General features: G+C 71.0%; 17 protein-coding genes and 1 pseudogene. 10 read left to right on the top strand and 8 right to left on the bottom strand.

Features of this window, described 5'->3' with window-relative positions; genetic code table 11:
* The 3 genes from treS to glgB form a co-directional block, all read left to right on the top strand.
* The coding region (treS, locus tag ACFU5F_RS38080) for a maltose alpha-D-glucosyltransferase (RefSeq protein ID WP_383897690.1) at positions 1–1230 on the top strand (1230 nt) is incomplete at its 5' end.
* A gap of 93 nt (positions 1231–1323) precedes the next feature.
* Positions 1324–2775 carry a maltokinase gene (locus ACFU5F_RS38075; protein ID WP_383897689.1) on the top strand — a complete coding sequence of 484 codons (1452 nt, stop codon included), beginning with the start codon at positions 1324–1326 and terminating at the stop codon, positions 2773–2775.
* Positions 2776–3522: 747 nt separating this feature from the next.
* The gene (gene glgB / locus ACFU5F_RS38070) at positions 3523–6246 is read left to right on the top strand and encodes a 1,4-alpha-glucan branching enzyme (RefSeq protein WP_383897691.1); all 2724 of its coding nucleotides are present in this window, start codon (positions 3523–3525) and stop codon (positions 6244–6246) included.
* Here glgB and ACFU5F_RS38065 read toward each other — a convergent pair.
* The 5 genes from ACFU5F_RS38065 to ACFU5F_RS38045 all read right to left on the bottom strand — a co-directional run bounded on the left by ACFU5F_RS38065 (position 6203) and on the right by ACFU5F_RS38045 (position 12782).
* Positions 6203–7840 carry a cytochrome gene (locus tag ACFU5F_RS38065; RefSeq protein WP_383897687.1) on the bottom strand — a complete coding sequence of 546 codons (1638 nt, stop codon included), beginning with the start codon at positions 7838–7840 and terminating at the stop codon, positions 6203–6205. The genes glgB and ACFU5F_RS38065 overlap by 44 nt on opposite strands.
* A gap of 148 nt (positions 7841–7988) precedes the next feature.
* A complete protein-coding gene (locus ACFU5F_RS38060) occupies positions 7989–10232 on the bottom strand; it encodes a HelD family protein (RefSeq protein ID WP_383897686.1) in 2244 nt (747 codons plus the stop codon).
* Between the two features lie 168 nt (positions 10233–10400).
* Positions 10401–10715 carry a thioredoxin family protein gene (locus ACFU5F_RS38055; protein WP_383897685.1) on the bottom strand — a complete coding sequence of 105 codons (315 nt, stop codon included), beginning with the start codon at positions 10713–10715 and terminating at the stop codon, positions 10401–10403.
* 14 nt (positions 10716–10729) lie between these two features.
* On the bottom strand, positions 10730–11158 hold the full coding sequence (locus tag ACFU5F_RS38050; protein WP_383897683.1) for a MerR family transcriptional regulator: 429 nt from the start codon (positions 11156–11158) through the stop codon (positions 10730–10732).
* A gap of 244 nt (positions 11159–11402) precedes the next feature.
* On the bottom strand, positions 11403–12782 hold the full coding sequence (locus ACFU5F_RS38045) for a cation:dicarboxylate symporter family transporter (protein ID WP_383897681.1): 1380 nt from the start codon (positions 12780–12782) through the stop codon (positions 11403–11405).
* Positions 12783–13272: 490 nt separating this feature from the next.
* Between ACFU5F_RS38045 and ACFU5F_RS38040 the strand changes: the two genes are divergently transcribed.
* Both ACFU5F_RS38040 and ACFU5F_RS38035 read left to right on the top strand, forming a co-directional pair.
* Complete coding sequence (locus tag ACFU5F_RS38040) at positions 13273–15000, top strand: ATP-binding protein (RefSeq protein WP_383897679.1); 1728 nt, start codon at positions 13273–13275, stop codon at positions 14998–15000.
* Positions 14997–15680: a response regulator gene (locus tag ACFU5F_RS38035; RefSeq protein ID WP_383897678.1), complete on the top strand. Its 684-nt coding sequence runs from the start codon at positions 14997–14999 to the stop codon at positions 15678–15680. Before ACFU5F_RS38040 ends, ACFU5F_RS38035 begins: the two co-directional genes overlap by 4 nt.
* 89 nt (positions 15681–15769) lie before the next feature.
* On the opposite strand, the gene ACFU5F_RS38030 is transcribed toward ACFU5F_RS38035, so the two are convergent.
* Positions 15770–16219 carry a PPOX class F420-dependent oxidoreductase gene (locus ACFU5F_RS38030; protein ID WP_383897676.1) on the bottom strand — a complete coding sequence of 150 codons (450 nt, stop codon included), beginning with the start codon at positions 16217–16219 and terminating at the stop codon, positions 15770–15772.
* 108 nt (positions 16220–16327) lie between these two features.
* Here ACFU5F_RS38030 and ACFU5F_RS38025 point away from each other — a divergent pair, with 108 nt between their 5' ends.
* Positions 16328–17113 (top strand): helix-turn-helix domain-containing protein, encoded by a 786-nt coding sequence (locus ACFU5F_RS38025; RefSeq protein WP_383897674.1) that lies wholly within the window; start codon positions 16328–16330, stop codon positions 17111–17113.
* Positions 17114–17146: 33 nt separating this feature from the next.
* On the opposite strand, the gene ACFU5F_RS38020 is transcribed toward ACFU5F_RS38025, so the two are convergent.
* The gene (locus ACFU5F_RS38020; protein WP_383897673.1) at positions 17147–18172 is read right to left on the bottom strand and encodes an ATP-dependent 6-phosphofructokinase; all 1026 of its coding nucleotides are present in this window, start codon (positions 18170–18172) and stop codon (positions 17147–17149) included.
* Positions 18173–18485: 313 nt separating this feature from the next.
* Here ACFU5F_RS38020 and pta point away from each other — a divergent pair, with 313 nt between their 5' ends.
* The 3 genes from pta to pyk all read left to right on the top strand — a co-directional run bounded on the left by pta (position 18486) and on the right by pyk (position 23394).
* Positions 18486–20606: a phosphate acetyltransferase gene (gene pta, locus ACFU5F_RS38015; RefSeq protein ID WP_383897671.1), complete on the top strand. Its 2121-nt coding sequence runs from the start codon at positions 18486–18488 to the stop codon at positions 20604–20606.
* A gap of 20 nt (positions 20607–20626) precedes the next feature.
* On the top strand, positions 20627–21832 hold the full coding sequence (locus ACFU5F_RS38010) for an acetate kinase (RefSeq protein WP_383897670.1): 1206 nt from the start codon (positions 20627–20629) through the stop codon (positions 21830–21832).
* A gap of 131 nt (positions 21833–21963) precedes the next feature.
* Positions 21964–23394 carry a pyruvate kinase gene (pyk, locus tag ACFU5F_RS38005; RefSeq protein WP_383897668.1) on the top strand — a complete coding sequence of 477 codons (1431 nt, stop codon included), beginning with the start codon at positions 21964–21966 and terminating at the stop codon, positions 23392–23394.
* Between the two features lie 81 nt (positions 23395–23475).
* Here the strand turns inward: pyk and ACFU5F_RS38000 are convergent, their stop codons facing one another.
* Positions 23476–24138, bottom strand: coding sequence for a hypothetical protein (locus ACFU5F_RS38000; protein ID WP_383897666.1), 663 nt, complete (start codon positions 24136–24138; stop codon positions 23476–23478).
* Positions 24139–24438: 300 nt separating this feature from the next.
* Between ACFU5F_RS38000 and ACFU5F_RS37995 the strand changes: the two are divergent.
* Positions 24439–25394: pseudogene (locus ACFU5F_RS37995) on the top strand (IS481 family transposase).
* The last annotated feature ends 287 nt before the right edge of the window (positions 25395–25681 follow it).

The following is a 25681-nucleotide window of genomic DNA, read 5'->3' as shown; positions in this document are numbered from 1 at the left end:
GAAGCCTCCAACTGGACCTTCGACCCCGTCCGCAAACAGTATTTCTGGCACCGCTTCTTCTCCCACCAACCGGACCTCAACTACGAGAACCCGGCGGTGCAGGAGGAGATCATCTCGGCGCTGCGGTTCTGGCTGGACCTGGGCATCGACGGCTTCCGCCTGGACGCCGTGCCCTACCTGTACCAGCAGGAAGGCACCAACTGCGAGAACCTTCCCGCCACGCACCACTTCCTCAAAAGGGTGCGGAAGGAGATCGACGCGCACTACCCGGACACCGTGCTGCTGGCCGAGGCGAACCAGTGGCCGGAGGACGTCGTCGACTACTTCGGTGATTTCCCGAGCGGCGGCGACGAATGCCACATGGCGTTCCATTTCCCGGTCATGCCGAGGATCTTCATGGCGGTACGCAGGGAGTCGCGTTACCCGGTCTCGGAAATCCTGGCCAAGACCCCGGCGATTCCTTCCAGCTGCCAGTGGGGCATCTTCCTGCGCAACCACGACGAGCTCACCCTCGAAATGGTCACCGACGAAGAGCGCGACTACATGTACGCGGAGTACGCCAAGGACCCGCGGATGCGCGCCAACATCGGCATCCGGCGCCGCCTCGCGCCCCTCCTGGACAACGACCGCAACCAGATCGAACTCTTCACCGCGCTGCTGCTCTCCCTGCCCGGCTCGCCGATCCTCTACTACGGCGACGAGATCGGGATGGGCGACAACATCTGGCTCGGCGACCGCGACGCCGTCCGCACCCCCATGCAGTGGACCCCCGACCGCAACGCCGGGTTCTCCTCCTGCGATCCGGGACGGCTGTCCCTGCCGACGATCATGGATCCGGTCTACGGCTACCAGGTCACCAACGTCGAGGCGTCGATGTCGTCGCCGTCGTCGCTGCTGCACTGGACCCGCCGGATGATCGAGATCCGCAAGCAGAACCCGGCGTTCGGCCTGGGTACCTACACCGAGCTGCCGTCGTCGAACCCGGCCGTGCTGGCGTATCTCCGCGAGGCGCCCTCCATCGAGGGGGACGGGGACGACCTGGTGCTGTGCGTGAACAACTTCTCCCGTTTCGCGCAGCCCACCGAACTCGATCTGCGCGCCTACGAGGGACGTCACCCCGTCGAACTCATCGGCGGAGTGCGTTTCCCGGCGATCGGGGAACTGCCCTATCTCCTCACCCTCGCGGGCCACGGCTTCTACTGGTTCCGCCTGCGGAAGGACACCGTGTAAGCCCGGCCCGAACCCCGGGCGGGCCGGTTTCTCCCGGCCCGCCCGGGGCACGCAGACAGGAACACCCCGCCCCCGGGGAAAGGACGCGAGGCCATGTCGGAAGCCGCCACGCACCCCACCGCGCCAAGTCCCGCTCCACCGCCCGCCGCGGAGCCGTCCCCCGGGCTGCTCCTCTCCCTGGAGCCGCTGCTGCGGGAGTGGCTGCCCCGGCAGCGCTGGTTCGCGGGGAAGGGCCGGCCGGTCGCCGGGTTCAGTCTGGTGGCGGCCACCGAGCTGCTGCCCACGGGCACCGCCAAGGCCGGGCTGCTCCACCTCCTCGTCCGCGCCCACCAGCCGCTGGTGCCGTCCCAGGGGGCCCCGGCCCACCCCGGCGACTGCTACCAGCTGCTGCTCGGCGTACGCGAGACGCTGCCGCCACGACTGGCGCCCGCGCTGATCGGGCACGTGGCCGAGGGGCCACTGGCCGGACGCACGGTCTACGAGGCGCTGCACGACCCGCGGCTCGCCGAGGTCCTCCTGGAGGCGATGCGGACCGAGGCCCACGTCGGCGAGCTGCGCTGCGGCCGGGACACCCGGCACGACATCCCCGAGGGCCTGGTGCCCCGCCTGATCACCTCGGAGCAGTCCAACTCCTCGCTCGTCTACGGCGATACGTTCATCCTGAAGCTGTTCCGCCGGATCGTGCCCGGCGACAACCCCGATCTCGAACTGCCGAGGGAGCTGTCCCGCGAGGGCTGCCCCCGGGTGCCCCCGCCGGTGGCCTGGATGGTGGCGGAGCTGGACCGGACCGCCGGCGCCGACGGCCACCACGTCCTGGGCGTCCTCCAGCCGTTCCTGCACGGCGCGGCGGACGGCTGGGAGCTGGCGCTGAGCCTGCTGGCCAAGGGCGAGGACTTCACCGCCGAGGCGCGGGCGCTGGGCCGGGCGACCGCCGAGGTGCACGGGGCGCTGGCGCGGGCCCTGCCCACGGTCACTCTCGGGCGGCCGCAGCTGGAGTCGCTCGTCGACGGGATGACCGGGCGCCTGGAGGCCGCCGCGCAGGCCGTCCCCGCGCTGCGGCCGTACGCCCCCGGACTGCGCACGGCCTTCGAGGCGCTCGCCGACCTGGCCGCCGAGGGGCGCACCTGGACCGCCCAGCGCATACACGGCGACCTCCACCTCGGGCAGTGCCTCCGTGCACCCTCCGGGGAGTGGTCGCTCATAGATTTCGAGGGCGAGCCGTCGAAGCCGCTGGCCGAGCGGCGGTTGCCGCAGCCCGTCGCCCGTGACGTCGCCGGCATGCTCCGCTCCTTCGACTACGCCGCGCATTCCCTCCGGCCCCCGGCCGCGGACTGGGCGACCGTCTGCCGGGCCGCGTACTGCTCCGGCTACGCGGACGTCGCCGGGGCCGACCCGCGTACCGATCCCGTGCTGCTGCGCGCGTACGAGACCGACAAGGCCGTGTACGAGGTCCTCTACGAGGCCCGCCACCGCCCCGACTGGCTGCCGGTGCCGCTGGCCGCCGTGCACCGGCTGGCCACGGACCCCAATGCCGACACCCCCTGACACCGCCCCAGCCCCGCCCCTGCCGAGGAGGCAGTACCTGTGACACCCCGCCCGCCGTCCGACGACAGCACCCAGCCGGCCGGTCCCACCACCGAGGGGTCCGCCCCGGTGAAGAGGACGGCCGCGAAGAACACGGCCACGAAGAAGGCCGTGGCGAAGAAGACCGTGGCCAAGAAGGCGACCGCGAAGAAGACGGCGACGAAGAAGGCGGCGACGAAGCGAGCGACGACCGCGCCGGCCGGCACCACGCCGACCGCCGCGGCCGAGAAGGCGGGTGGGGGGACACCGGCGGCGAAGCAGTCGACCGAGGTCGAGGCGGCCACCGGGAAGCCCGCATCGAGGAGTGCCGCCGAGCCCGGAGGCGCGACCGAGAAGGCCCCGGCCACGAAGGCGACAGCGACGAAAGCCGTGACGAAGAAGGCGGCGGCGAAGAAGACCCCGGCGACGAAAGCCGCGGCGAAGAAGGCAGTGGCAAAGAAGGCGGTGGCGAAGAAGGCCGCAACCGCTCAGGCCACCGACACGGAAGCCGCCGCCGCATCGAAGACCCCTGTGGCGAAACCCGCCGCGTCGACGAAGGCCGGCGCGAAGTCGGCGGCCTCGAAGAAGGCCCTGGCGAAGAAGGCCGTGGGCAGGACGGCCGAAGCCAAGAAGGCTGTCACCGCCGAGGCCGCAGCCGCTCGGACCGCTGACGGCGTCACCACCGCCGCTCAGACGGCTGGCGCCGAAGCCGCTGACGCGAAGACCCTCGTGGCGAACGCCGGACCGGCGGACTCCGCCGCGTCCACGAAGGCGGTCGCGAAGACCACCGGCTCGAAGAAGGCTGCCGCCGAGAAGCCCCTTGCGAAGAGAACCGCCGCGAAGAAGGCCGCCGCCAAGAAGCCGGTCGCCAAGGCGGCCGTCGCCAAGACCTCGGCGGTGAAGAAGACCGCTGCCGTGGAGAAGGCCGCCGCCAAGAAAGCAGGGGTCAGGAAGCAGGCGGCCAAGAAAGCCGCTCCCGAGGACGTCGTCACGACCGAGGCCGCCGCACGGCGCGCCGTCGCGAAGAGGGCGGCCGTGAAGTCACCGCGCCAGGCGGAGAGCGCGGTGCTGGTCCCGGCCGTCCCACCGGGTGGTGGGACGCCTCCCCCCACGCCGGCACCGACAGGATCACCGGCCCCGGAACCCGTGCTGCCGAAGCAGGCCGCCGCCGAGCCGGTGCTGCCGCAGCCGTCGGTCCCCCGGCAGGAGACCCCGGAGCCGGTCGGCGTCCCGCACGACGACACCGCCCTCGCCCACCCCGTCTTCTCCCCGGCGATGGACGGTGCCGATCGTGAACGGCTGCTGGCCGGGACCCATCACGCGCCGCACTCCGTGCTGGGCGCCCACCCCGTGCCCGGCGGTGTGGTGTTCCGGGTCTTCAGGCCGTACGCGCTGGGCGTGAGCGTGGTGGTGGACTCGCTGCGGGCGGAACTGCACGACGACGGAGGCGGGTTCTACTCGGCGCTGCTGCCGCTGCGGGAGGTACCGGCGGGCTACCGGCTGCTGGTGTCGTACGAGGGCGCCGTACAGGAGACGGAGGACGCGTACCGCTTCCTGCCCGCGATCGGTGAGCTGGACCTGCACCTGATCGGCGAGGGGCGCCACGAGGAACTGTGGCGGGCGCTCGGCGCCGAGCCGATGACGCACCAGGGCGTGACCGGCACCCGGTTCACCGTGTGGGCCCCGAACGCGCGCGGCGTGCGCCTGGCCGGGACCTTCAACTTCTGGGACGCCACGGGGTACCCCATGCGTTCGCTGGGCTCCTCGGGTGTGTGGGAACTGTTCGTGCCGGGGATCGGCGAGGGCGAGCTGTACAAGTTCGAGATCACCCGTCCGGACGGCTCGAAGACGCTCCGGGCCGACCCGATGGCCCGTCGCACGGAGGTCCCGCCGAACACCTCGTCCGTCATCCACGCCTCACGGTACGAGTGGACCGACGAGGAGTGGCTCGCCCGGCGGACACAGACCCCGGCGCACGAGGCCCCGTTCTCGGTCTACGAGGTCCATCTGCCGTCCTGGCGCCCGGGGCTGACGTACCGGCAGCTGGCGGAACAGCTTCCGGCGTACGTCTCCGACCTCGGCTTCACCCATGTCGAACTGCTGCCGATCGCCGAGCACCCCTTCGGCGGCTCCTGGGGCTACCAGGTCACCGGCTTCTACGCCCCGACCGCGCGGCTCGGCACCCCCGACGACTTCAAGTACCTGGTCGACGCCCTGCACCGGGCCGGGATCGGGGTGCTGATGGACTGGGTGCCGGCCCACTTCCCGCGGGACGACTGGGCGTTGGCCGAGTTCGACGGGCGTCCGCTGTACGAGCACGCGGACCCGCAGCGGGCGGCGCACCCCGACTGGGGGACGCTGGAGTTCGACTACGGCCGCCACGAGGTGCGCAACTTCCTGGTGGCGAACGCGGTGTACTGGTGCGAGGAGTACCACATCGACGGGCTGCGGGTGGATGCCGTCGCGTCGATGCTGTACCTCGACTACTCGCGCGAGCCGGGCCAGTGGACGCCGAACGAGCACGGCGGCCGGGAGAACCTGGACGCGGTCGCCTTTCTCCAGGAGATGAACGCGACGGTGTACCGGCGGGTGCCGGGTGTCGTGACCGTCGCGGAGGAGTCCACGGCCTGGGACGGCGTCACCCGCGCCACCCACCACACCGGCCCCGGCGGATTCGGCGGTCTCGGTTTCGGCCTGAAGTGGAACATGGGCTGGATGCACGACTCGCTGGACTACATGGCCAAGGACCCCGTCCACCGCAAGCACCACCACCACGAGATGACCTTCTCGATGGTGTACGCGTACAGCGAGAACTACGTCCTGCCGATCTCCCACGACGAGGTCGTGCACGGCAAGGGCTCCCTGGTGTCGAAGATGCCGGGCGACTGGTGGCAGCAGCGGGCGAACCACCGGGCGTACCTGGGCTTCATGTGGGCTCACCCCGGCAAGCAACTCCTCTTCATGGGACAGGAGTTCGCGCAGGGTGCGGAATGGTCGGAGGCGCACGGCCCCGACTGGTGGCTGCTCGATCCCGCGTACGGCGCCGAGGCCGACCACCGGGGGGTGCGTGACCTGGTCCGTGACCTCAACACCGCCTACCGCGACACCCCGGCGCTCTGGCAGCAGGACACCCGGCCCGCCGGGTTCTCCTGGATCACGGGTGACTCCGCGGACGACAACGTCCTGGCGTTCCTGCGGTTCGCCGAGGACGGTACGCCCCTGCTGGCGGTCTCCAACTTCAGCCCCGTCGTCCGGGAGGAGTACCGGCTCGGTGTCCCCGAGGACGTGCCGGCCTGGCGCGAGATCCTCAACACGGACGCGGCGGCCTACGGCGGGACCGACGCCACGGCCTCCGCCCCCGTGAAACCCGACCCCCAGCCCTGGCACGCCCGCCCGGCCAGCATCCGCATCACCCTGCCGCCCCTCTCCACGGTGTGGCTCCGCCCGGCCTGAGCCCCGCCGCAGGCCCGGTGGAGGGCTGCGCCCCTGAGAAGCAGTGGGGCGCAGCCCTCTGCTTCTCAGGGGCGCGGGGAGCGGCGCGACCAGGCGCCACCGAAGCGGCAGACGAAAGCACCCCCAGGGCGACGGTCAGCCACCCCTCCGCCCCCCGAACATCATCCGCCGCAACGCCCCCAGCAGCCCACTCCCGCCTCGCTCCCCCACCGGCTCCACCGACGGAGTCACCGGCTCCACCGGCGGAACCACGGACGGCACATCCCCGCCCCCGTCCGGCGCCCGCCGCCCCACCGCCCCCCCGAGCCGCACTGTGCCCGGCCAACTCGTAGCGCACCGGCAACAACCTCAACCCCCGCACCACCGGCCCCGACCGCCACGGCAGCTGATCCGGCGGCAGGGTCAACTCCGCCCGCGCGAAGTGATCGAAGATCCGTCCGACCGCGGTCGTCACGATCGTCCCGGCCAACTCCCGTGCTGCGCTGGGACATTGATGCGGCCCGGCCCCCCATGCCAGATGCGCCCGCGTACTGACCGCGGAGTCGACGATGTGGGAGGACCCGATCGCGAGCAGATCCCGGTGCGCGGCCGCCACCGACGGCGACACGATGTCACCGGCCCGGATCACGTAGTTCCCCAGCCGCACATCACGCGCCGCGAACCGGAAGCAGAGGTTGGCCGTCGGCGGATTCGCCAGCGCCGCCCGGTTCACGGTCTCCCCCAGCTGCCCGTCGGACAGGCTGCGGCGGACCGTGGCGTTGCCCCGCAGCACCTCCAGCAACGTGTTGCAGACCATGTTCCCGGTGATGTCGTTCAGGTAGACCGCGTTCATGAACAGCTCCCGGCCCAGCTGTTCGTCGCTCAGCGAGGGGTCGGAGAGCAGCATGTAGGAGGTCAGGTCCTCCCCGGGACGCGAGCGCCGATGAGCCGCCAGCCGGATCATCGCGCCCAGCGCCCGTTCGGTGGCCGGCCCCGCGTCCGGCCCGCCGTCCAGCATCCGCCACAGGTCCATGACCATCTCGTCGCCGAGTTCGACGGGGCACCCGAACAGCTTGGTCGTCGCCATGAGGAGCAGCGGCCGGGTGTACTGGGCCGCGAGATCGGCGAACCCGGTGGTCCCGGACTCGGCCGCGAGCACGGCGATCAGCTCGTCGGCGTACCGGGCGACAGCCGCCCGCAGCTCCCAGCCCTCGGGCGAGTGACCGTCCTGGAAGGGCCGCAGCGCCGAGTGGTGGCTCAGCCGGGCGTGCCGGTGTTCCTCGTCGTCGAAGAACATGGTCTGCCGGACCTCGTACCCGGCGAGGAGCGGCCAGTCCTTCGGCAGCCGCCCCTCCGCCCGCGCCCTCCAGTGCCGGACGTCGCGTCTCCAGACGGTGTCGTTGCGCAGGACCTCCAGCACCTCGCGGTAGTCGAGAACCAGCCACGCCGGGACCCCCATCAGCCCCACCGGTGCCACGGGACCGTACGTGCTCCGCAGTCGCTCGTAGACGCTGCCCGGGTCCACGTCGAACTCCGAGGTCAGCAACGGCTCCACGCGCAGCGATTCCAGGCCGGGGCCACCGGCGGGAGCGGCCGCGAACGGATGTGTTTCCATGACCGACACGCATACCGCATGAACCGTGCACGAGCAGTGACGATGACCGGAACTGTTACGGGTTGGTGATCCCCGATGCACCTGTGGTGACGGTGACGGGAACACCCTCTGCCCGGTAGCTGGCAGAGAGCCCCCTCGCCCGTCGGCTTCACGCCACCGTCAGTTCCTCCCCGAGCGCTCCGGGCAGGTCATCCACGTGGACGACACCGAGCGCCTGGGTCGCCCGGGTCAGCGCGACGTACAGGTCGCTCGTGCCGAGGCGCCCCGGCTCGACGACGAGGACGGAGTCGAACTCCAGGCCCTTGGCCTGCCGGGGGTCGAGGAGGACGACGGTCCGGGTCAGGTCGGGTTCCGCGCCCGCCGTCACCCCGTCGAGACGGGCGGCGAGCGCCCGGTGCAGTTCGCGCGGCGCGATGACGGCGAGCCGCCCCTCGGCCGGGGTCAGTTCGGCCGCCGCCTTGGCGACCTCGGCGGGCAGCTCCTCAGCTGCCGCGCGCCGCGCCCAGGGGCGTACGCCGGTGGACCGGACGGAGCTGGGCGGCTCGAAGTCCGGCCGCTCGGCGCGGACGACCGCGGCCGCGACGGCCATGATCTCGGCAGGGGTGCGGTAGTTGACGCCGAGCCGGGTGTGCTCCCAGCGGTCCTGGACGTACGGGGCGAGGATGTCGGCCCAGGAGCCGACGCCCGCGGCCTCCGCGGTCTGGGCCGGGTCGCCGACGAGGGTCATCGAGCGGGTCGGGGAGCGCCGCATCAGCAGCCGCCAGGCCATCGGCGACAGCTCCTGTGCCTCGTCGACGATGATGTGCCCGAACGCCCAGGTGCGGTCGGCCGCCGCCCGCTCGGCGGCGCTGCGGTGGTCGTCCTCCTCGTGCCGCTCCGCGAAGCGCTCGGCATCGATGATGTCGTGCGCGGACAGCACCTCGGAGCTGTCGGGGTCGCTGTCCTCCTTGTCCTCGAACTCGTACGTCCGGGAGGCGTACGACACCTCCAGCACGCCCTGCGCGTACGCGATCTGGGTCTCCCGCTCGCGCTCGGCCCGCGCCCGCGCCACCCGGTCGTCCTCGCCGAGCAGTTCGGCGGCTTCGTCGAGGAGGGGGACGTCGGCGACGGTCCAGCCCCGGGTGACCGGACGGCGTACGGCGTCGGCGTCCTGCGGGGAGAGGTACGCGTCCGGCTCGGCGAGGAAGTCGGCGATCAGGCGGCGCGGGGTGATCCGGGGCCACAGCCGGCCGATGGCGGCCCAGACCTCGGGGTTCTCGGCGAGTTCGTCGCGGATCTGGGTGATGTCGCTCGCGTCGAGGAGGTTGGTGCCGTCGTACGGGTCGGTGCCGATGCGTTCGGCGACCATGTCCGTGAGGGTGTTGAGGATGTGCCCCTCGAAGTGCTCGCGGGCCGCGTTGTGCGGGAGTTTCGCCTCGCGGGTGCGCTCGCGGGCGACCCGTACGAGGTCGTCGTCGAGCATGAGGATCTCCCGGTCGTGCTCGATGGCGATCACCGGGTCGGGCAGGGTCTGCCGGTCCCGTACGACGGCCGCGAGCACGTCGGCCATGGCGGCGCTCCCCTTCACCCGGGCCGCCTGCGCGGTGTCGGCCGCGGTCGCCCGTACGCCGGGGAACAACTCGCCGACGGTGGACAGCAGGACGCCCGTCTCGCCCAGCGAGGGGAGCACCTCGCCGATGTAGCCGAGGAAGGCGGGGTTGGGGCCGACGACGAGGACGGCACGCTTGGCGAGGAGTTCGCGCTGCTCGTAGAGGAGGAAGGCGGCCCGGTGCAGGGCGACGGCGGTCTTGCCCGTGCCGGGGCCGCCCTCCACGACCATCACGCCCTGGTGCGGGGCGCGGATGACGCGGTCCTGCTCGGCCTGGATGGTCTGCACGATGTCGCCCATGCGGCCGGTGCGGGCGGAGTCGAGGGCGGCGAGCAGGACGGCGTCGCCGGTGGGGTCCTCGTAGCCGGTGCGGGTGGCGTCGCCGAGGTCGAGGATCTCGTCGTGCAGGGCGGTGACCCGGCGGCCCTCGGTGGTGAGGTGCCGGCGGCGGCGCAGGCCCATCGGGGTGTGACCGGTGGCGAGGTAGAAGGGGCGGGCGACGTCGGCGCGCCAGTCGATGAGGATCGGGGTGCGCTCGGTGTCGTCCTCCCGCAGCCCGATACGGCCGATGTGGTGGACGTCCCCGTCGGCGAGGTCGAGCCGGCCGAAGCAGAGGGAACCGTCGACGGCGTTCAGTGCGGCCAGCAGCCCCGAGCGTTCGGCGACGAGGATGTCCCGCTCCAGGCGGGCCTGCATGGGCGTGCTGCCCTGGGCGAGCGCGTGCGTGACCGAGCCCTCGGTCTCACCGCGCAGGGCGTCCACCCGGGCGTACACCCCGTCGATGAATTCCTGCTCGCGCCGCAATTCATCGTGCGAAAAGCCGGTGTTTGACAATTCCACTCCCGCCCGGATATACTGTGCTCACTGAACTTCTTTGCGACTCAATCAGATTGAAGTCGCGAACCATCAAATATACGCAAGGAAATCCCCCGAGCGCAATTGCTCGGGGGATTTCCTGTATATGTCGGGGCTTCAGAGCACGTCGGCGAGTTCCTCCAGCAGCCGCCGCTTCGGCCGCGCGCCGACCATCGACTTCAACGGCTCACCCCCCTTGAACACCATGAACGTGGGCATCGACAGCACCCGGTACGCATGGGTGGTCTCCGGACTGGTGTCCACGTCCAGCTGCACCACCTTCAACCGCCGGCCCTCCTCGGCGGCGAGGGCGCTGAGCACCGGTCCCATCTGCCGGCAGGGCGGACACCAGTCGGCCGTGAACTCCACCAGCACCGGCAGCTCCGCCCCGATCACCTCCGCCGCGAAGTCCGCGTCCGTCACCTCTGCCACACCGGCCGCCCTGATCACCGCTGTCCGCCTCCCAGTTCACACTCCGGCTCCGGGCCCCCCGGAACCGCCGCCTCGGCCGCCAGCCGCTCCCGCGCCCGCTCGGCCCGCGCCAGCTGCTCGCCGACCGACACCCGCACGGCCGCCAGCTCACCGATCAGCGCGTCGAGTTCGTCCAGCTTCCGCCGGTACACCGCCAGCGACGCCGGGCACGAGTCGCCCTCCGGATGCCCCGCCCGCAGACACTCCACGAACGGCCGCGTCTCCTCCAGGTCGAACCCGAAGTCCTGCAAGGTGCGGATCTGCCGCAGCAGCTTCAGGTCGTCCTCGTCGTACGTGCGGTACCCGTTGCCGGTCCGTCGCGCGGGCAACAGCCCCCGCGCCTCGTAGTACCGCAACGCCCGTGTCGTCGTCCCGGCCCGTTCCGCCAGCTCCCCGATGCGCATACGAGGACCGTATTCCTTGACCCCGGCGTCAAGGAAAGGCCGGGGCGGACGGATGAGCAGGAGACGGCAAAGGCCGAGCGGCCAGGTCTATAGGGGGAGGACCTGGCCGCTCGGTGTTCCGGGGGTGCTTGTTCAGTTGTCCTTGCTGGAACCGTACGGCCGGGTCTACGGGGGGAGGACCCGGCCGTACGGGGTTCGCGGGGGCCTTGCCGGACAGGGCTTCGGCCCTGTCCGGGGCGGAGCCTCACGCCTTGGCGAGTTCCTTCTCGCCGTCGGGCTCGGCCGCAGGCGCCGGGGCGGAGCCGTGCCCGTCGTCCAGCAGCGTCTTCTCGTCGAAGGGCAGCCGGCCGGCCAGCACCTCGCCCACGCGCTCCTTGTCGATCTCCTTGGTCCAGGTGCCGATGAGGACCGTGGCGACCGCGTTGCCCGCGAAGTTGGTGAGGGCGCGGGCCTCGCTCATGAAGCGGTCGATGCCGACGATGAGGCCGATACCGTCCACCAGGGCCGGCTTGTGGGACTGGAGGCCGCCCGCGAGGGTCGCCAGACCCGCACCGGTGACACCGGCCGCGCCCTTGGAGGCCACCAGCAGGAAGAGCAGCAGCGGGATCTGCTCCCCGACCGACATCGGCGTACCCATGGCGTCGGCGATGAACAGGGACGCCATGGTCATGTAGATCATGGTGCCGTCGAGGTTGAAGGAGTAGCCGGTCGGGACGGTGATGCCGACGACGGGCTTGCTGACACCCAGGTGCTCCATCTTCGCGATGAGGCGCGGCAGCGCCGACTCGGAGGAGGAGGTGGACAGGATCAGCAGGAACTCACGGCCCAGGTACTTGAAGAGCGTGAGGATGTTCATGCCGGCGACGGCCTTCAGCAGCACGCCGAGCACGATGAAGACGAAGAGGAAGCAGGTGACGTAGAAGCCGAGCATCAGCACGGCGAGGCTCTTGAGGGCGTCGAGGCCCGCGGAACCGGTCACGGCGGCGATGGCGCCGAAGGCACCGATCGGGGCGGCCCACATCACCATCGCGAGGATGCGGAAGACGAGGCGCTGGATGTGCTCGACACCGCGCAGGATCGGCTGACCGGAGTCGCCCATGGCCTGGAGCGCGAAGCCGGCGAACAGGGCGACGAGCAGCGTCTGGAGGACCTCGCCGCCGGTGAAGGCGGAGACGATGGTCGTCGGGATGATGCCCAGCAGGAACTCGGTGGTGTCCTTGGCCTCCGCCGACACCTGCGCCTGACCGGTCTCCTTGATCGCGTCGGTGACCGCGAGACCGGTGCCCGGCTCGACGATGTTGCCGACGACCAGGCCGATGCCGAGGGCGACCAGCGACATCACCGTGAAGTAGGCGAGGGCGATACCGCCGACGGCGCCGACCTTCGCGGCCTTCCGTACGGATCCGATGCCCAGCACGATCGTGCAGAAGATGATCGGCGAGATCATCATCTTGATCAGGTTCACGAAGCCGGTGCCGATGGGCTTCAGCTCGACGGCGAAGTCGGGGGCGATGAGCCCCACGGCGATGCCTAGGGCCACGGCCACGATCACGGCGATGTACAGGTAGTGGGTGCGGTCCCGCTTGGCGGGAGCGGTAGGTGCCGTATGGGTGCTGCTGGCCACGGCTGCCCTCCTCGTCGACGACGTCGTCGGCTCGCTGTTCCGGCGTGCGGCTCACGACCGGGGGAATTCGGGAGACGGTCTCCCAGGGTGGGAACCGGCGGGTTCCCGGGTGGGAGACCGGCTCCCGGGTCGGGAGCCGACAGGCTCCCGGAGCCGGCAGCTGGGGGACTTCCGGCGGCGGTGGGAGCGGGGCTCCCGGGGTGGGGGAGCCGGGGCTCCCGGCGGTGGAAGCCGGCGGGCTTCCGGACCGGAAACCGGGGCGGCTTCCGGCGGTGGGAGCTGGGCGCTCCCGGGGGTGGGAGAGATGTCTCCCGGGGGTGGGAGACGGGCTCCCGGCGGCTCGGGGTTGGGGGTCCCGGTGCGGGAGTCGTACTCCCTGTCGGCGTCCATGTGCTGGACGAGTCGATGCGCTGACTATCCCCCGCCCTGTGAGGGCGGTCACCCTTCCGTTCATTTAGTTCACGCCAACCCGTGCGTGCAGACTGTTGCCATGCGCGTCCCGCACCGCCTCCGCCCCCGCAGCCTGGCCGGCCAGCTCTTCGCCGTGCAGGCGGTGCTCATCGCCGCCCTCCTGGCCGGATACGCGCTGTTCACCTACGTCAGCGACCGCTCGCAGGCGGAGGAGGCGGGGACCCGTCAGGCCCTGGCCGTGGCCGCCACCGTCGCGGACGCCCCGTCGGTCCGCGCGGCGATCCACACGTCCGATCCCACCGAGCGGCTCCAGCCGTACGCCACCGAGGTGCAGCGGCACGCCGGCGTCGACTTCGTGACGATCATGACCCCCGACGGCATCCGCTGGACGCACCCGGACCCCGACCGGATCGGTGAGCACTTCCTCGGCCACATCGAGAAGGCGCGGCAGGGCGGTTCGATCACCGAGACCTACACGGGCACCCTCGGCCCGTCGGTCCGCGCGGTCACCCCGATCATGGAGAACGGCGAGGTCATCGGCCTGGTCAGCGCAGGTATCCGGGTCCAGGCGATCAGCGACCGGGTCCAGGAGCAGCTCACGGCTCTCGTCGGCGTCGCCTCCGGCGCCCTGGCCCTCGGCGGCATGGGCACCTATGTCGTCAACGCCCGCCTGCGTCGGCACACGCACAACATGAACGCCGCCGAGCTGAGCAACATGCACGACTACCACCAGGCCGCCCTGCACGCCGTGCGCGAGGGGCTGCTGATGCTCGACGGGCAGTACCGGGTGGCGCTCATCAACGACGGCGCCCGGGAGCTGCTGGGGCTCACGGACGACGCGGTCGGCCGCTCGGTGGCGGAACTGGGCCTGCCGGCCCCGCTGACGGGCGCCCTGCTCTCCTCCGAGCCGCGGGTGGACGAGGTGCTCCTCACCGCCGATCGGGTGCTGGTGGTGAACACCTCCCCGGTGTCGGGCGGCCAGCGCCGGGGCACGGTGGTCACGCTGCGGGACGTGACCGAACTCCAGTCCCTCACGGGCGAGTTGAACTCCGAGCGCGGCTTCACACAGGCGCTGCGCTCCCAGGCGCACGAGGCCGCGAACCGGCTGCACACGGTCGTCTCGCTCATCGAGCTGGGCCGCTCGGACGAGGCGATCGACTTCGCGACGGCGGAACTGGAGCTGGCGCAGGCCCTCACGGACCAGGTCGTCGCGGCGGTGAGCGAACCGGTCCTCGCCGCCCTGCTGCTGGGCAAGGCGGCACAGGCGAACGAGCGGGGCGTCGAGCTGGTGGTGTCCGAGGACAGCCGCATCGACGACGGGCTGCTCCCTCAGCCGCTGCCCGCCCGTGACCTGGTGACGGTCCTGGGCAATCTGATCGACAACGCCGTGGACGCGGCGCAGGGTTCGGTGGGGGCGAGGGTGACGGTGACGGCCTACACGGCCGGCACGGACGAGGCGGACCGGACGGACGGCGCGGACGGGCCCGCGGAGGACCCGGTGCTGGTGCTGCGGGTCTCGGACACGGGCAGCGGCATAAACCCGGCCCACGCGGAGGCCGTGTTCGAGCGCGGCTTCTCGACCAAGCCGGCGGGCCCCGGTGGCCGGGGGCTGGGTCTGGCCCTCGTACGGCAGACCGCGCGCCGCCACGGCGGAACGCTGACCGTGGCGGAGGCGGCCGGGGGCGGGGCCCAGTTCGAGGTGCGGCTGCCGCTGGGCACGGGCAGTGGTGAGCGGCCGGTCCCGGCCGTGCGGGACAAGGGTGTCCAGGCCCCTCGGGCCACAGTGGCTGGAGGCGACGACGTATGACCGGTGCCGATCCCATCAGAGTCCTGGTCGTCGAGGACGACCCCGTGGCCGCCGACGCGCACATGATGTACGTCGGCCGGGTCCCCGGTTTCGCGGCGGTCGGCAAGGCCCACACGGGCGCGGAGGCGCGGCGCGCGCTGGAGCGCATGCCGGTGGACCTGCTGCTGCTGGACCTCCATCTGCCGGACGTGCACGGTCTGCAGCTGGCCCGCTCCCTGCGCGCGGCGGGCCATCACGCGGACGTGATAGCGGTGACGTCGGCCCGGGACCTGACGGTGGTACGGGAAGGGGTGTCGCTGGGCGTGGTCCAGTACGTCCTGAAACCGTTCACCTTCGCAACGCTCCGCGACCGTCTCGTGCGCTACGCCGAGTTCCACGCGGCGGCCGGCGAGGCGAGCGGCCAGGACGAGGTGGACCGTGCTCTGGCGACCCTGCGGGCCCCCGGCCCGGCGGCCCTGCCCAAGGGGCTGAGCGCGCCGACCCTGGAGCGGGTGACGGTGGCCCTGCGCGACGCGGGCGAGGGCCTGACGGCGGCCGGCGTCGCGGAGGCGGTGGGCATCTCCCGGATCACGGCCCGGCGGTATCTGGAGCACCTGGTGGACGCCGGGCGGGCGGCGCGCAGCCCGCAGTACGGGCAGGTGGGGCGGCCTGAGCTGCAGTATCGGTGGGTGAAGGGGTAGCGGCCGCACGGCGGGTTCGCGCCGGGCGGGGCGGTCAAGGGGTGAGGCCGGCGATCCTCCGCCGCCGGCCCGAGCCGCTGCGGGGCGTCTCACCCCTGCGGCAGCACCCCCGCACGGAACGGCTCCACTCCCACCACGCGCCGCACCCGCACCGGCTCGATCAGGATCATCAGCCGCCGCTCCCCCGGCAACAGCCACGGATAGCGCTCCTCCCCGATGTACTTCCGGGTGAGCCGGTCCATGGCGCGCGAGGCGTCGTCCCCCTCGACGAACCGCGCCACCCGCCCCCGGATCTCGGCCCGGTCATAGGGGTTCCCGGTGTCGTGATGGGACAGGGACACCTGCGGGTTGCGGCGCAGGTTCTCCTCCTTCACCCGCCCCACGGAGGTGTTGACCATGACGTACTCGGCGTCTCCGACGACCTCGATGTCCACCCACATGGGTGATACCTGAGGCGCCCCGTCCGGCCCGACCGTCGCCAAGTGCCAGAAATTCGGCGCCAGTAGGCGCTCGCGTATGTGTCCGTCCAGCGGTGTCATGCGGGCATCCCTACCCACGCCACCCGCACCCGCCGCAGGTTCCCACCATCCGTGAGTGTGGCCGAACAGCCCGTAGTCAGCACCGTCCCGCGGCCCTACGGTGTGCGCGTGCACCGACGCTCAGCCGATGAACACGAACCCGAACCCGAACAGCGACTCCCGCAGCCGTACCCGGACTCCCGGGCCATCGACGCGCCCACACCGCCCTTCGACGCCGCGGCCGCCCGGAGCCTGCGTATCGCCCTCGGCATGGGGCCCGAGCACGTCGCGTACGGCATGCGCTCCTCGTACGGGCTGCCGCATGTCACCCCCGACCTGGTCGCCGCCTGGGAGCGCGGCGGCGTTGCGCCCACCAGACCCGAACTCGCCGCGCTCGCCGGTGTGTTGTGGTGCTCGCCGGCCGAACTCATCGGCACGCCCCGTACCCTGCGCGAGCACCGGACGGCCCGGGGGCTCGCCGCCGAGGACGTGGCCCGCGCGGCCGGGCTCGAACTTCCCGCGTATCTGCGGTTGGAGGAGAGCGAGGAGTGGCACGGCACGGACCGCCAGGCCGCCGCCCTCGGGGTCGCGCTCGACCTCACCGTGCCCGAACTCGTCGTCGCCATGGGGCGCGAGGAACGGCTCAGGGAACTCCTCCAGGACGCGGTGACCACCCGCTGGCAGGCACACGTGCGGCCGGCCGTCAAGCTCCTGTCCCTCGACAGACAGCTCGACCGGCATCTCCTGGAGGACGTCCTGCGGGAGATGCACACCGACTACCAGAACCTGATGACCGCCACCCTCACCTGGGCCAACGGCACCGCCGCCACCGACTCGGGTGACACGGGCCGCGACTACCTGGACCGGATCGTCGGCCACTTCTGGTCACTGGTCCGGAGAACGGCGGCCCGCTGAAGGGGCCGGACGTGCCCCTCACCGGCAACCGGTCTAGAACACCGACTCCGCCTCGTCCATCCGGTCCTTCGGCACCGTCTTCAGCTCGGTGACGGCCTCCGCCAGCGGCACCATCACCACGTGGGTGCCGCGCAGCGCGGTCATCCGGCCGTAGTCGCCCCGGTGCGCGGCCTCGACCGCGTGCCAGCCGAAGCGCGTGGCGAGCACCCTGTCGTACGCGGTCGGGGTGCCGCCGCGCTGGATGTGACCGAGGATGACGGGCTTGGCCTCCTTGCCGAGGCGCCGCTCCAGCTCGTACGCCAATGCGGTACCGATGCCCTGGAAGCGCTCGTGGCCGAACTGGTCGATCTCGCCGTGGCCGTAGTCCATCGAGCCCTCGGCGGGGTGGGCGCCCTCCGCGACACAGATGACCGCGAACTTCTTGCCGCGCGCGAAGCGCTCCTCGACCATCTTCACCAGGTCGGCCGGGTCGAACGCGCGCTCGGGCAGGCAGATGCCGTGCGCACCCGCCGCCATCCCGGACTCCAGCGCGATCCAGCCCGCGTGCCGGCCCATGACCTCGACCACCATCACGCGTTGGTGCGACTCGGCGGTGGTCTTGAGGCGGTCCATCGCCTCCGTGGCGACCCCGACCGCCGTGTCGAAGCCGAAGGTGCGGTCCGTGGAGGAGATGTCGTTGTCGATGGTCTTCGGGACGCCGACCACCGGCAGGCCCGCGTCCGACAGCATCCGCGCCGCCGTCAGCGTGCCCTCGCCGCCGATCGGGATCAGTACGTCGATTCCGAACCGGTGCGCCATGTCCTGCGCGTTCTCGCAGGCCTCGCGGAGGCGGTCACGCTGGAGGCGGGAGGAGCCGAGCATGGTGCCGCCGCGGGCGAGGATGCCGCTGACGGACTCCAGGTCGAGAGTGCGGTAGCGGCCGTCGAGCAAGCCGGCGTAGCCGTCCTCGAAGCCGATGACCTCGTCGCCGTACTGGGCGACCGCTCGGTGCACGACCGACCGGATCACTGCGTTCAGGCCCGGACAGTCGCCGCCTGCGGTGAGAACTCCGATACGCATCGTGCTGGGTCTCCTGATCGTCCTGATCGTCCTGCTCGGTCCTGGTACTGATGAGCCAGTCCGATTGTTTCACGGCTCCCAGGGGGTCGCCGCGCCCGTCCGCCCCCGCCCGGTGCCCCCGCGGGCAGCACTCCAGGCTGATGGGCGCCTTATCCATGGTCAAGGGTATTGTCAAGAGGGTTTCTGTCCGCCACGGCGGTGATTTTCACCCCTGCCGCCCCTGCTGTCCCCTGCGTCAGCTGCGTCCCCCGCTGACCGAACCCGCCAAACGCACCAGACGTCCTACACGTCCCACGAGAAACGGAGAGCACACGTGACGCGCAGCGTGTACGTGACCGGGATCGACCGCGGCGACGGCCGCCAGGTCGTCGAGCTGGGGGTGATGGAGCTCCTGACCCGCCAGGTCGACCGGGTGGGGGTGTTCCGGCCGCTGCTGCACCACGGACCGGACCGCCTCTTCGATCTGCTGCGCGCACGGTACCGGCTCACCCAGGACCCGGCGACCGTGTACGGCATGGACTACTACGAGGCGTCCACGCTCCAGGCCCAGCACGGCACGGACGAGCTGGTGTCGGCGCTCGTCGACCGGTTCCACGCCGTCGCCCGCGAGTTCGACGTCGTCCTCGTCCTCGGGACCGACTTCGCCGACACCCAGTTCCCGGACGAGCTCTCCCTCAACGCCCGGCTCGCCAACGAGTTCGGCGCCTCCGTCATCCCCGTCGTCGGCGGCCGCAAGCAGACCGCCGAGTCCGTGGCCGCCGAGACCCACAACGCGTTCCGCGCGTACGACGGCCTCGGCTGTGACGTGCTCGCCATGGTCGTCAACCGGGTCGCTCCCGCCGACCGCGACGACATAGCCGAGCGGCTCGGGGACTCCCGGCTGCCGCTCCCGGTGCCCTGTTACGTCCTGCCCGACGAGCCGGCGCTCTCCGCGCCCACCGTCGCCCAGATCACCCACGCCCTCGGCGGCACGGTGCTCCTCGGCGACGACGCGGGCCTCGCCCGTGACGCGCTGAACTTCGTCTTCGGCGGGGCCATGCTGCCCAACTTCCTCAACGCCCTGACCCCGGGCTGCATGGTCGTGACCCCCGGCGACCGCGCGGACCTCGTCGTCGGCGCCCTCGCCGCCCACAGCGCCGGCACCCCGCCGATCGCCGGTGTGCTGCTCACCCTGAACGAGCGGCCCAGCGAAGAGGTCCTGACCCTCGCCGCGCGTCTCGCGCCCGGCACCCCCGTGGTCGCCGTCGAGACGGGCTCCTTCCTCACCGCCTCCGAACTCTTCTCCATGGAGGGCAAGCTGAGCGCGGTGACCCCGCGCAAGGCGGAGACCGCGCTCGGCCTGTTCGAGCGGTACGTCGACACCGCCGAGCTGCGGGGCAGGGTCTCCGCGCCGAGCAGCGACCGTGTCACGCCGATGATGTTCGAGCACACCCTCCTCGAACAGGCCCGCTCCGACAAGCGCCGTGTCGTGCTGCCCGAGGGCACCGAGGAGCGCGTGCTGCACGCCGCCGAGGTGCTGCTGCGGCGCGGGGTCTGCGACCTCACCCTGCTGGGCCCCGTCGAACAGATCCGCAAGAAGGCCGCCGACCTGGGCATCGACCTGGGCGACAGCCAGCTGGTGGACCCGGCGACCTCCACGTGGCGGGACATGTTCGCCGAGAAGTACGCCCAGTTCCGCGCCCACAAGAACATCAGCATCGAGCTGGCGTACGACGTGGTGTCCGATGTGAACTACTTCGGCACGCTCATGGTCCAGGAGGGACTCGCCGACGGGATGGTGTCGGGGTCGGTGCACTCCACCGCCGCCACCATCCGGCCCGCCTTCGAGATCATCAAGACCCGGCCGGACGCGGACATCGTCTCGTCCGTGTTCTTCATGTGCCTCGCCGACAAGGTGCTGGTGTACGGGGACTGCGCGGTCAACCCGGACCCGAACGCCGAGCAGCTCGCCGACATCGCCGTCCAGTCGGCCGCCACCGCACGGCAGTTCGGGGTCGAACCGCGGATCGCGATGCTGTCGTACTCCACGGGGACCTCCGGCTCGGGCGCCGACGTCGACAAGGTGCGCCAGGCCACCGAGCTGGTGCGCGCACGCCGGCCCGATCTGCTGATCGAGGGACCGATCCAGTACGACGCCGCCGTCGAGCCGAGTGTCGCGGCGACGAAGCTGCCGGACTCCGAAGTGGCGGGCCAGGCGACGGTGTTGGTCTTCCCCGACCTCAACACCGGCAACAACACCTACAAGGCCGTGCAGCGGTCGGCGGGCGCGCTCGCGGTGGGGCCGGTGCTGCAGGGGCTGCGCAAGCCGGTCAACGACCTGTCCCGGGGCGCGCTCGTCCAGGACATCGTCACCACGGTCGCCATCACGGCGATCCAGGCGCAGACCACCGCCGCCCTCGGCACCCCCGGCACCCCCGGCACCCCCGGCAAGTGAACCCCGTCAGGAAGCAGACCGTGACCGCCACCCGTGTACTCGTCCTCAACTCCGGTTCCTCCTCGGTGAAGTACCAGCTGCTCGACATGCGCGACAGCGGCCGGCTGGCCGTGGGGCTGGTCGAGCGGATCGGCGAGGCGAACTCCCGGCTCAAGCACACCCCGCTCACCGACGGCGGCGCCGCCCGCGAGCGCACCGGCCCGATCGCCGACCACGAGGCCGCTCTGAAGGCCGTCGCCGAGGAGCTGGCGGCGGACGGGCTCGGCCTGGACTCCCCCGAGCTGGCCGCCATCGGGCACCGTGTCGTGCACGGCGGGCAGAGCTTCACGCAGCCGACGGTCGTCGACGACACCGTCCTCGCCGAGATCGAGCGCCTGATCCCGGTGGCGCCGCTGCACAACCCGGCCAACCTCACCGGTATCCGCACCGCCCGGGCCCTGCGGCCCGACCTCCCCCAGGTCGCCGTCTTCGACACCGCGTTCCACACGACGATGCCGGAGTCCGCGGCCCGTTACGCGATCGACGTGGAGACCGCCGACGCCTACCGCATCCGGCGCTACGGCTTCCACGGCACCTCGCACGCGTACGTCTCCCGGGCGACGGCCGAACTGCTGGGCAGGGCGCCCGAGGACGTGAACGTGATCGTGCTGCACCTCGGCAACGGGGCGTCCGCCTCGGCGGTCGAGGGCGGGCGGTGCGTGGACACCTCCATGGGGCTCACGCCCTTGGAGGGACTCGTGATGGGTACCCGGTCCGGAGACCTGGACCCGGCCGTCATCTTTCATTTGATGCGCGTTGGCGAAATGTCCACGGACGAGATCGACACTCTCCTCAACAAGAAGAGCGGTCTGATCGGACTGTGCGGCGACAACGACATGCGGGAAATCCGCCGTCGCGTCGACGAGGGCGACGAGCGGGCGAAGCTGGCCTTCGACATCTACATTCACCGGCTGAAGAAGTACATCGGCGCCTACTGCGCGGTGCTCGGCCGGGTGGACGCGGTCGCGTTCACCGCCGGTGTCGGCGAGAACGCGGCGCCCGTGCGGGAGGCCGCCGTGGCGGGCCTGGAGGGACTGGGCCTCGCGGTCGACGGCGAGCTGAACGCCGTACGCAGCCGTGAGCCCCGGCTGATCTCGCCGGCCGGTGCCCGGGTCGCGGTCGCGGTGGTGCCGACGGACGAGGAACTGGAGATCGCCACACAAACGTATGCCCTGGTCGCCAAATGAGCGAAGAGGACGTGGTGAGCGGAGAACAGCCGAGTAATACACACCGGTAACACGCCTGAGCGCATAGCCGCACATTTGCTATTCCATCAGACGGAATATTCCGCAGCGAAACAAACCGATAGGATCGTCCCATGCGCCGTTCGAAAATCGTCTGTACTCTCGGCCCCGCGGTCGACTCCCACGAGCAACTGGTCGCCCTCATCGAGGCCGGCATGAACGTGGCCCGTTTCAATTTCAGCCACGGCAGTCACGCCGAGCACCAGGGCCGCTACGACCGGGTCCGGGCCGCCGCCGCCGAGACCGGTGTGGCCATCGGTGTCCTCGCCGACCTCCAGGGCCCCAAGATCCGCCTGGAGACCTTCGCCGAGGGCCCGGTGGAGCTGGTGCGCGGTGACGCGTTCACCATCACCGCCGAGGACGTGCCGGGCGACAAGCAGATCTGCGGTACGACGTACAAGGGCCTGCCCGGTGACGTCTCCCCCGGTGACCAGATCCTCATCAACGACGGCAACGTCGAGCTGAAGGTCATCGAGGTCGACGGCCCGCGGGTGCGGACCGAGGTCATCGAGGGCGGTGTCATCTCCGACCACAAGGGCATCAACCTGCCCGGCGCGGCCGTCAACGTGCCCGCGCTGTCCGAGAAGGACGTCGAGGACCTGCGGTTCGCGCTGCGGATGGGCTGCGACCTGGTGGCGCTGTCCTTCGTGCGCGACGCCGAGGACGTGCGGGACGTCCACAAGGTGATGGACGAGGTGGGCCGCCGGGTCCCCGTCATCGCCAAGGTGGAGAAGCCGCAGGCCGTCGAGAACATGGAGGACGTCGTGATGGCGTTCGACGGTGTGATGGTCGCCCGTGGCGACCTGGCCGTCGAATACCCGCTCGAAAAGGTCCCCATGGTGCAGAAGCGGCTCATCGAGCTGTGCCGCCGCAACGCCAAGCCGGTGATCGTGGCGACCCAGATGATGGAGTCGATGATCACCAACTCGCGCCCCACGCGCGCCGAGGCGTCCGATGTCGCCAACGCGATCCTGGACGGCGCGGACGCGGTCATGCTGTCGGCGGAGTCCAGCGTGGGCGCGTATCCGCTGGAGACGGTCCGCACGATGTCGAAGATCGTGACGGCCGCCGAGCAGGAGCTGCTCTCCAAGGGCCTGCAGCCGCTGGTGCCGGGCAAGAAGCCGCGTACGCAGGGTGGTTCGATCGCCCGTGCCGCCTGCGAGATCGCCGACTTCCTCGGCGGCCGGGCCCTGGTGGCCTTCACGCAGTCCGGTGACACCGCCCGCCGGCTGTCGCGCTACCGCGCCTCCCAGCCGATCGTCGCGTTCACCACCGACGAGTCCACCCGCAACCAGCTGGCGCTCAGCTGGGGTGTCGAGTCGCACGTCGTGCCGTTCGTGAACAGCACCGACGAGATGGTCGACCTGGTGGACCACGAGATGGTCAAGCTCAAGCGCTTCCAGGAGGGCGACATCGCGGTCATCACCGCCGGCTCGCCCCCCGGTGTCCCGGGCACCACGAACATGGTCCGGGTGCACCACCTGGGCGGCGGCGCCCGCGACTGACGCGGACCCGCGCCTACGACGTCGAGGGCACCCTCCGCCTTGCGGCAGAGGGTGCCCTCGGGTGTTCGTTCGGCCGGGGTGTCAGTCGACCAAGTCGTCCCAGATATTGAAGTTCCCGTCGTCGACGACGTCCTCGCCGAGGCCGAGTGCGTCCCCGAGCGCCAGATAACGCTCGTACCGGGCGTCGCTGATCGGCACAAAGTAGGCCTTGACTGCCCGCAGCAGGAGCCGATACCCAAGATCCGGATCGACCTGGGTGACCACCTGCTCCAACGCCGGAACAACATCCGCGACCGGGTTGTAGGAGTGCTGCGCACTGGCCTCCTCCAAGGCCACGGCGATCGACCGGATCTCGGTCAGGACCGCCTCCTTCAGCTCCCCGCCCGCTGTCGGTGCGGTGGCGGTGGGCGTGAAGGAAAGGGCATCCCTGCGGAGTCGGTCGATGCAGATGTCGGCGATCCGGCGCAGCCATGTCCGGCCGTCGATCCCAAGACTCTCCAGATCGAAGTCCCGGAACGTCGCCGCCAGCCAGAGGGTCGTGACCGTACGGCTGGACAGCGACGAGTCCAGCAGCCGGAGGCAGTCCTCCAGAAGTTGGTGCGCGAACGCACCGCCGAACTGGTCCACGCAACTCGCGACGACATCCAGGCCGGCGGCCTCACTGCCGACGCGGGGGAAGCGGATCCACTTGGTGAGACCGCTGAGCCCGATGTCGACCCCGAGTTGCCGGTACGGCTGCGCCATGATCGCTCTCCTGCTCCTACTTCTGCTTCTACTTCTACTTCGGGTACGCGAGGTAGACGACGAAATTGTCCGGTACACCGTCGGCGGCATCGCCGGCATGCGAAGCCCCTCGCACGGCCTTGATCTGGATCAGCACCTTGCTGCCGACGTTGTCGGGTGTCGTGGCGCCCTTGCGCCAGATCTTGCCGAGTGAGCCCTTGTGTATTGATCGCGAGCGTTGTTAACGCTGGCCGGGCTTGATCATGGCGAAGGCCCCCTTGTGTGGTGGAGGTGTCGAATCTTCACCGCACGGAGGCCTTCGTGTCCCACCGTAATGCCCGCCTGACCCTTCACGGCAGGCGACTGCTGGTCGAGCGTGTCCGTTCCGGCCGTCCTGTCGCGCATGTCGCGGCCGAGATGGGCATCTCACGGCCCACAGCCCACAAGTGGATCCGGCGCTGGCGGTCCGAGGGCGAGAGCGGACTCATCGACCGTCCCAGCCATCCGCGCAGGACACCGCACCGGACCGCGGCCGCCATCGAGGCGTGTGCCTGCCGGCTGCGGCAGGACCGCAAACTGGGCCCGGCACGTATCGGACCGGTCCTGGGTCTTCCTGCCTCCACTGTGCACCGCATCCTGACCCGGCACGGCCTGAACCGGCCGGTTCATCTGGACCGGCCGACGGGACAGGTCATCCGCCGCTACGAGCGTGACCGGCCCGGCGACCTGGTCCACGTGGACGTCAAAAAGCTCGGCCGGATCCCCGACGGCGGCGGCCACAAGGTGCTGGGCCGCCAGGCCGGCCGGGCCCGCCGCAGCAGCGTGGGCTTCGACTACGTCCACTCCGCGGTCGACGACCACTCCCGCCTGGCCTACAGCGAGAACCACCCGGACGAGAAGGCCGTCACCTGCGCCGGCTTCCTGCGCCGGCCCGCTGCCTTCTTCGCAGCCTCGGGCATCGACAGCACCGAGCGGGTCCTGACCGACAACGCCTGGTCCTACCGCAAGAGCCTCGCCTGGCGTCAGGCCCTGGCCGCCCTCGGCGCGACGGGCAAGCTCACCCGCGCCTACCGGCCGCAGACCAACGGCAAGGTCGAACGCTTCAACCGCACCCTGCTCGACGAGTGGGCCTACCTGCGGCCCTACACCAGCAACACCGAACGCAGCGCAGCCCTGGCAGACTTCCTGCACACCTACAACCACCACCGCTGCCACACCGCACTCGGCGGCCGGCCACCCACAGCCGTGTGAACAACGCTGCGGGTCAATACACCTAGACGGTGCCGGTCCGGCGTGGGTCGCGGCAGTCATCGCCAGGGCGGCGGTCACGGCGAATCCGCACGCGACCGCCGCCGCCCGGAGCACCGGGCGGCTGACGAGTCCGATCATGAAAAGGGAGATCCCTCACTGCTGTGGTCGGCGAGGGTTCCGTACACAGACTCGGTCGGTACACGACCGGACGGTCTTCACTACACACCCCCGCACCGCAGATAGTCATGTCCTACAGAACCTTTCCAGAAAGACCGCAGGGCCGTGTCCCGGTCCCCGACGTCACGTCGGGGAC

The organism is Streptomyces sp. NPDC057438 (assembly GCF_042802995.1).
Taxonomy (GTDB): Bacteria; Actinomycetota; Actinomycetes; order Streptomycetales; family Streptomycetaceae; genus Streptomyces.
This window is presented reverse-complemented; position numbering and strand designations above follow the sequence as displayed.

Excerpts from the sequence above, each read along its gene's own strand:
- ACFU5F_RS38020 (WP_383897673.1), bottom strand. The coding sequence starts at position 18,172 with ATGCGTATCGGAGTTCTCACCGCAGGCGGCGACTGTCCGGGCCTGAAC.
- ACFU5F_RS38075 (WP_383897689.1), top strand. The coding sequence starts at position 1,324 with ATGTCGGAAGCCGCCACGCACCCCACCGCGCCAAGTCCCGCTCCACCG.
- pyk (WP_383897668.1), top strand. The coding sequence starts at position 21,964 with ATGCGCCGTTCGAAAATCGTCTGTACTCTCGGCCCCGCGGTCGACTCC.
- ACFU5F_RS38040 (WP_383897679.1), top strand. The coding sequence starts at position 13,273 with ATGCGCGTCCCGCACCGCCTCCGCCCCCGCAGCCTGGCCGGCCAGCTC.
- ACFU5F_RS38035 (WP_383897678.1), top strand. The coding sequence starts at position 14,997 with ATGACCGGTGCCGATCCCATCAGAGTCCTGGTCGTCGAGGACGACCCC.
- ACFU5F_RS38030 (WP_383897676.1), bottom strand. The coding sequence starts at position 16,219 with ATGACACCGCTGGACGGACACATACGCGAGCGCCTACTGGCGCCGAAT.
- ACFU5F_RS38000 (WP_383897666.1), bottom strand. The coding sequence starts at position 24,138 with ATGGCGCAGCCGTACCGGCAACTCGGGGTCGACATCGGGCTCAGCGGT.
- ACFU5F_RS38065 (WP_383897687.1), bottom strand. The coding sequence starts at position 7,840 with ATGGAAACACATCCGTTCGCGGCCGCTCCCGCCGGTGGCCCCGGCCTG.
- ACFU5F_RS38050 (WP_383897683.1), bottom strand. The coding sequence starts at position 11,158 with ATGCGCATCGGGGAGCTGGCGGAACGGGCCGGGACGACGACACGGGCG.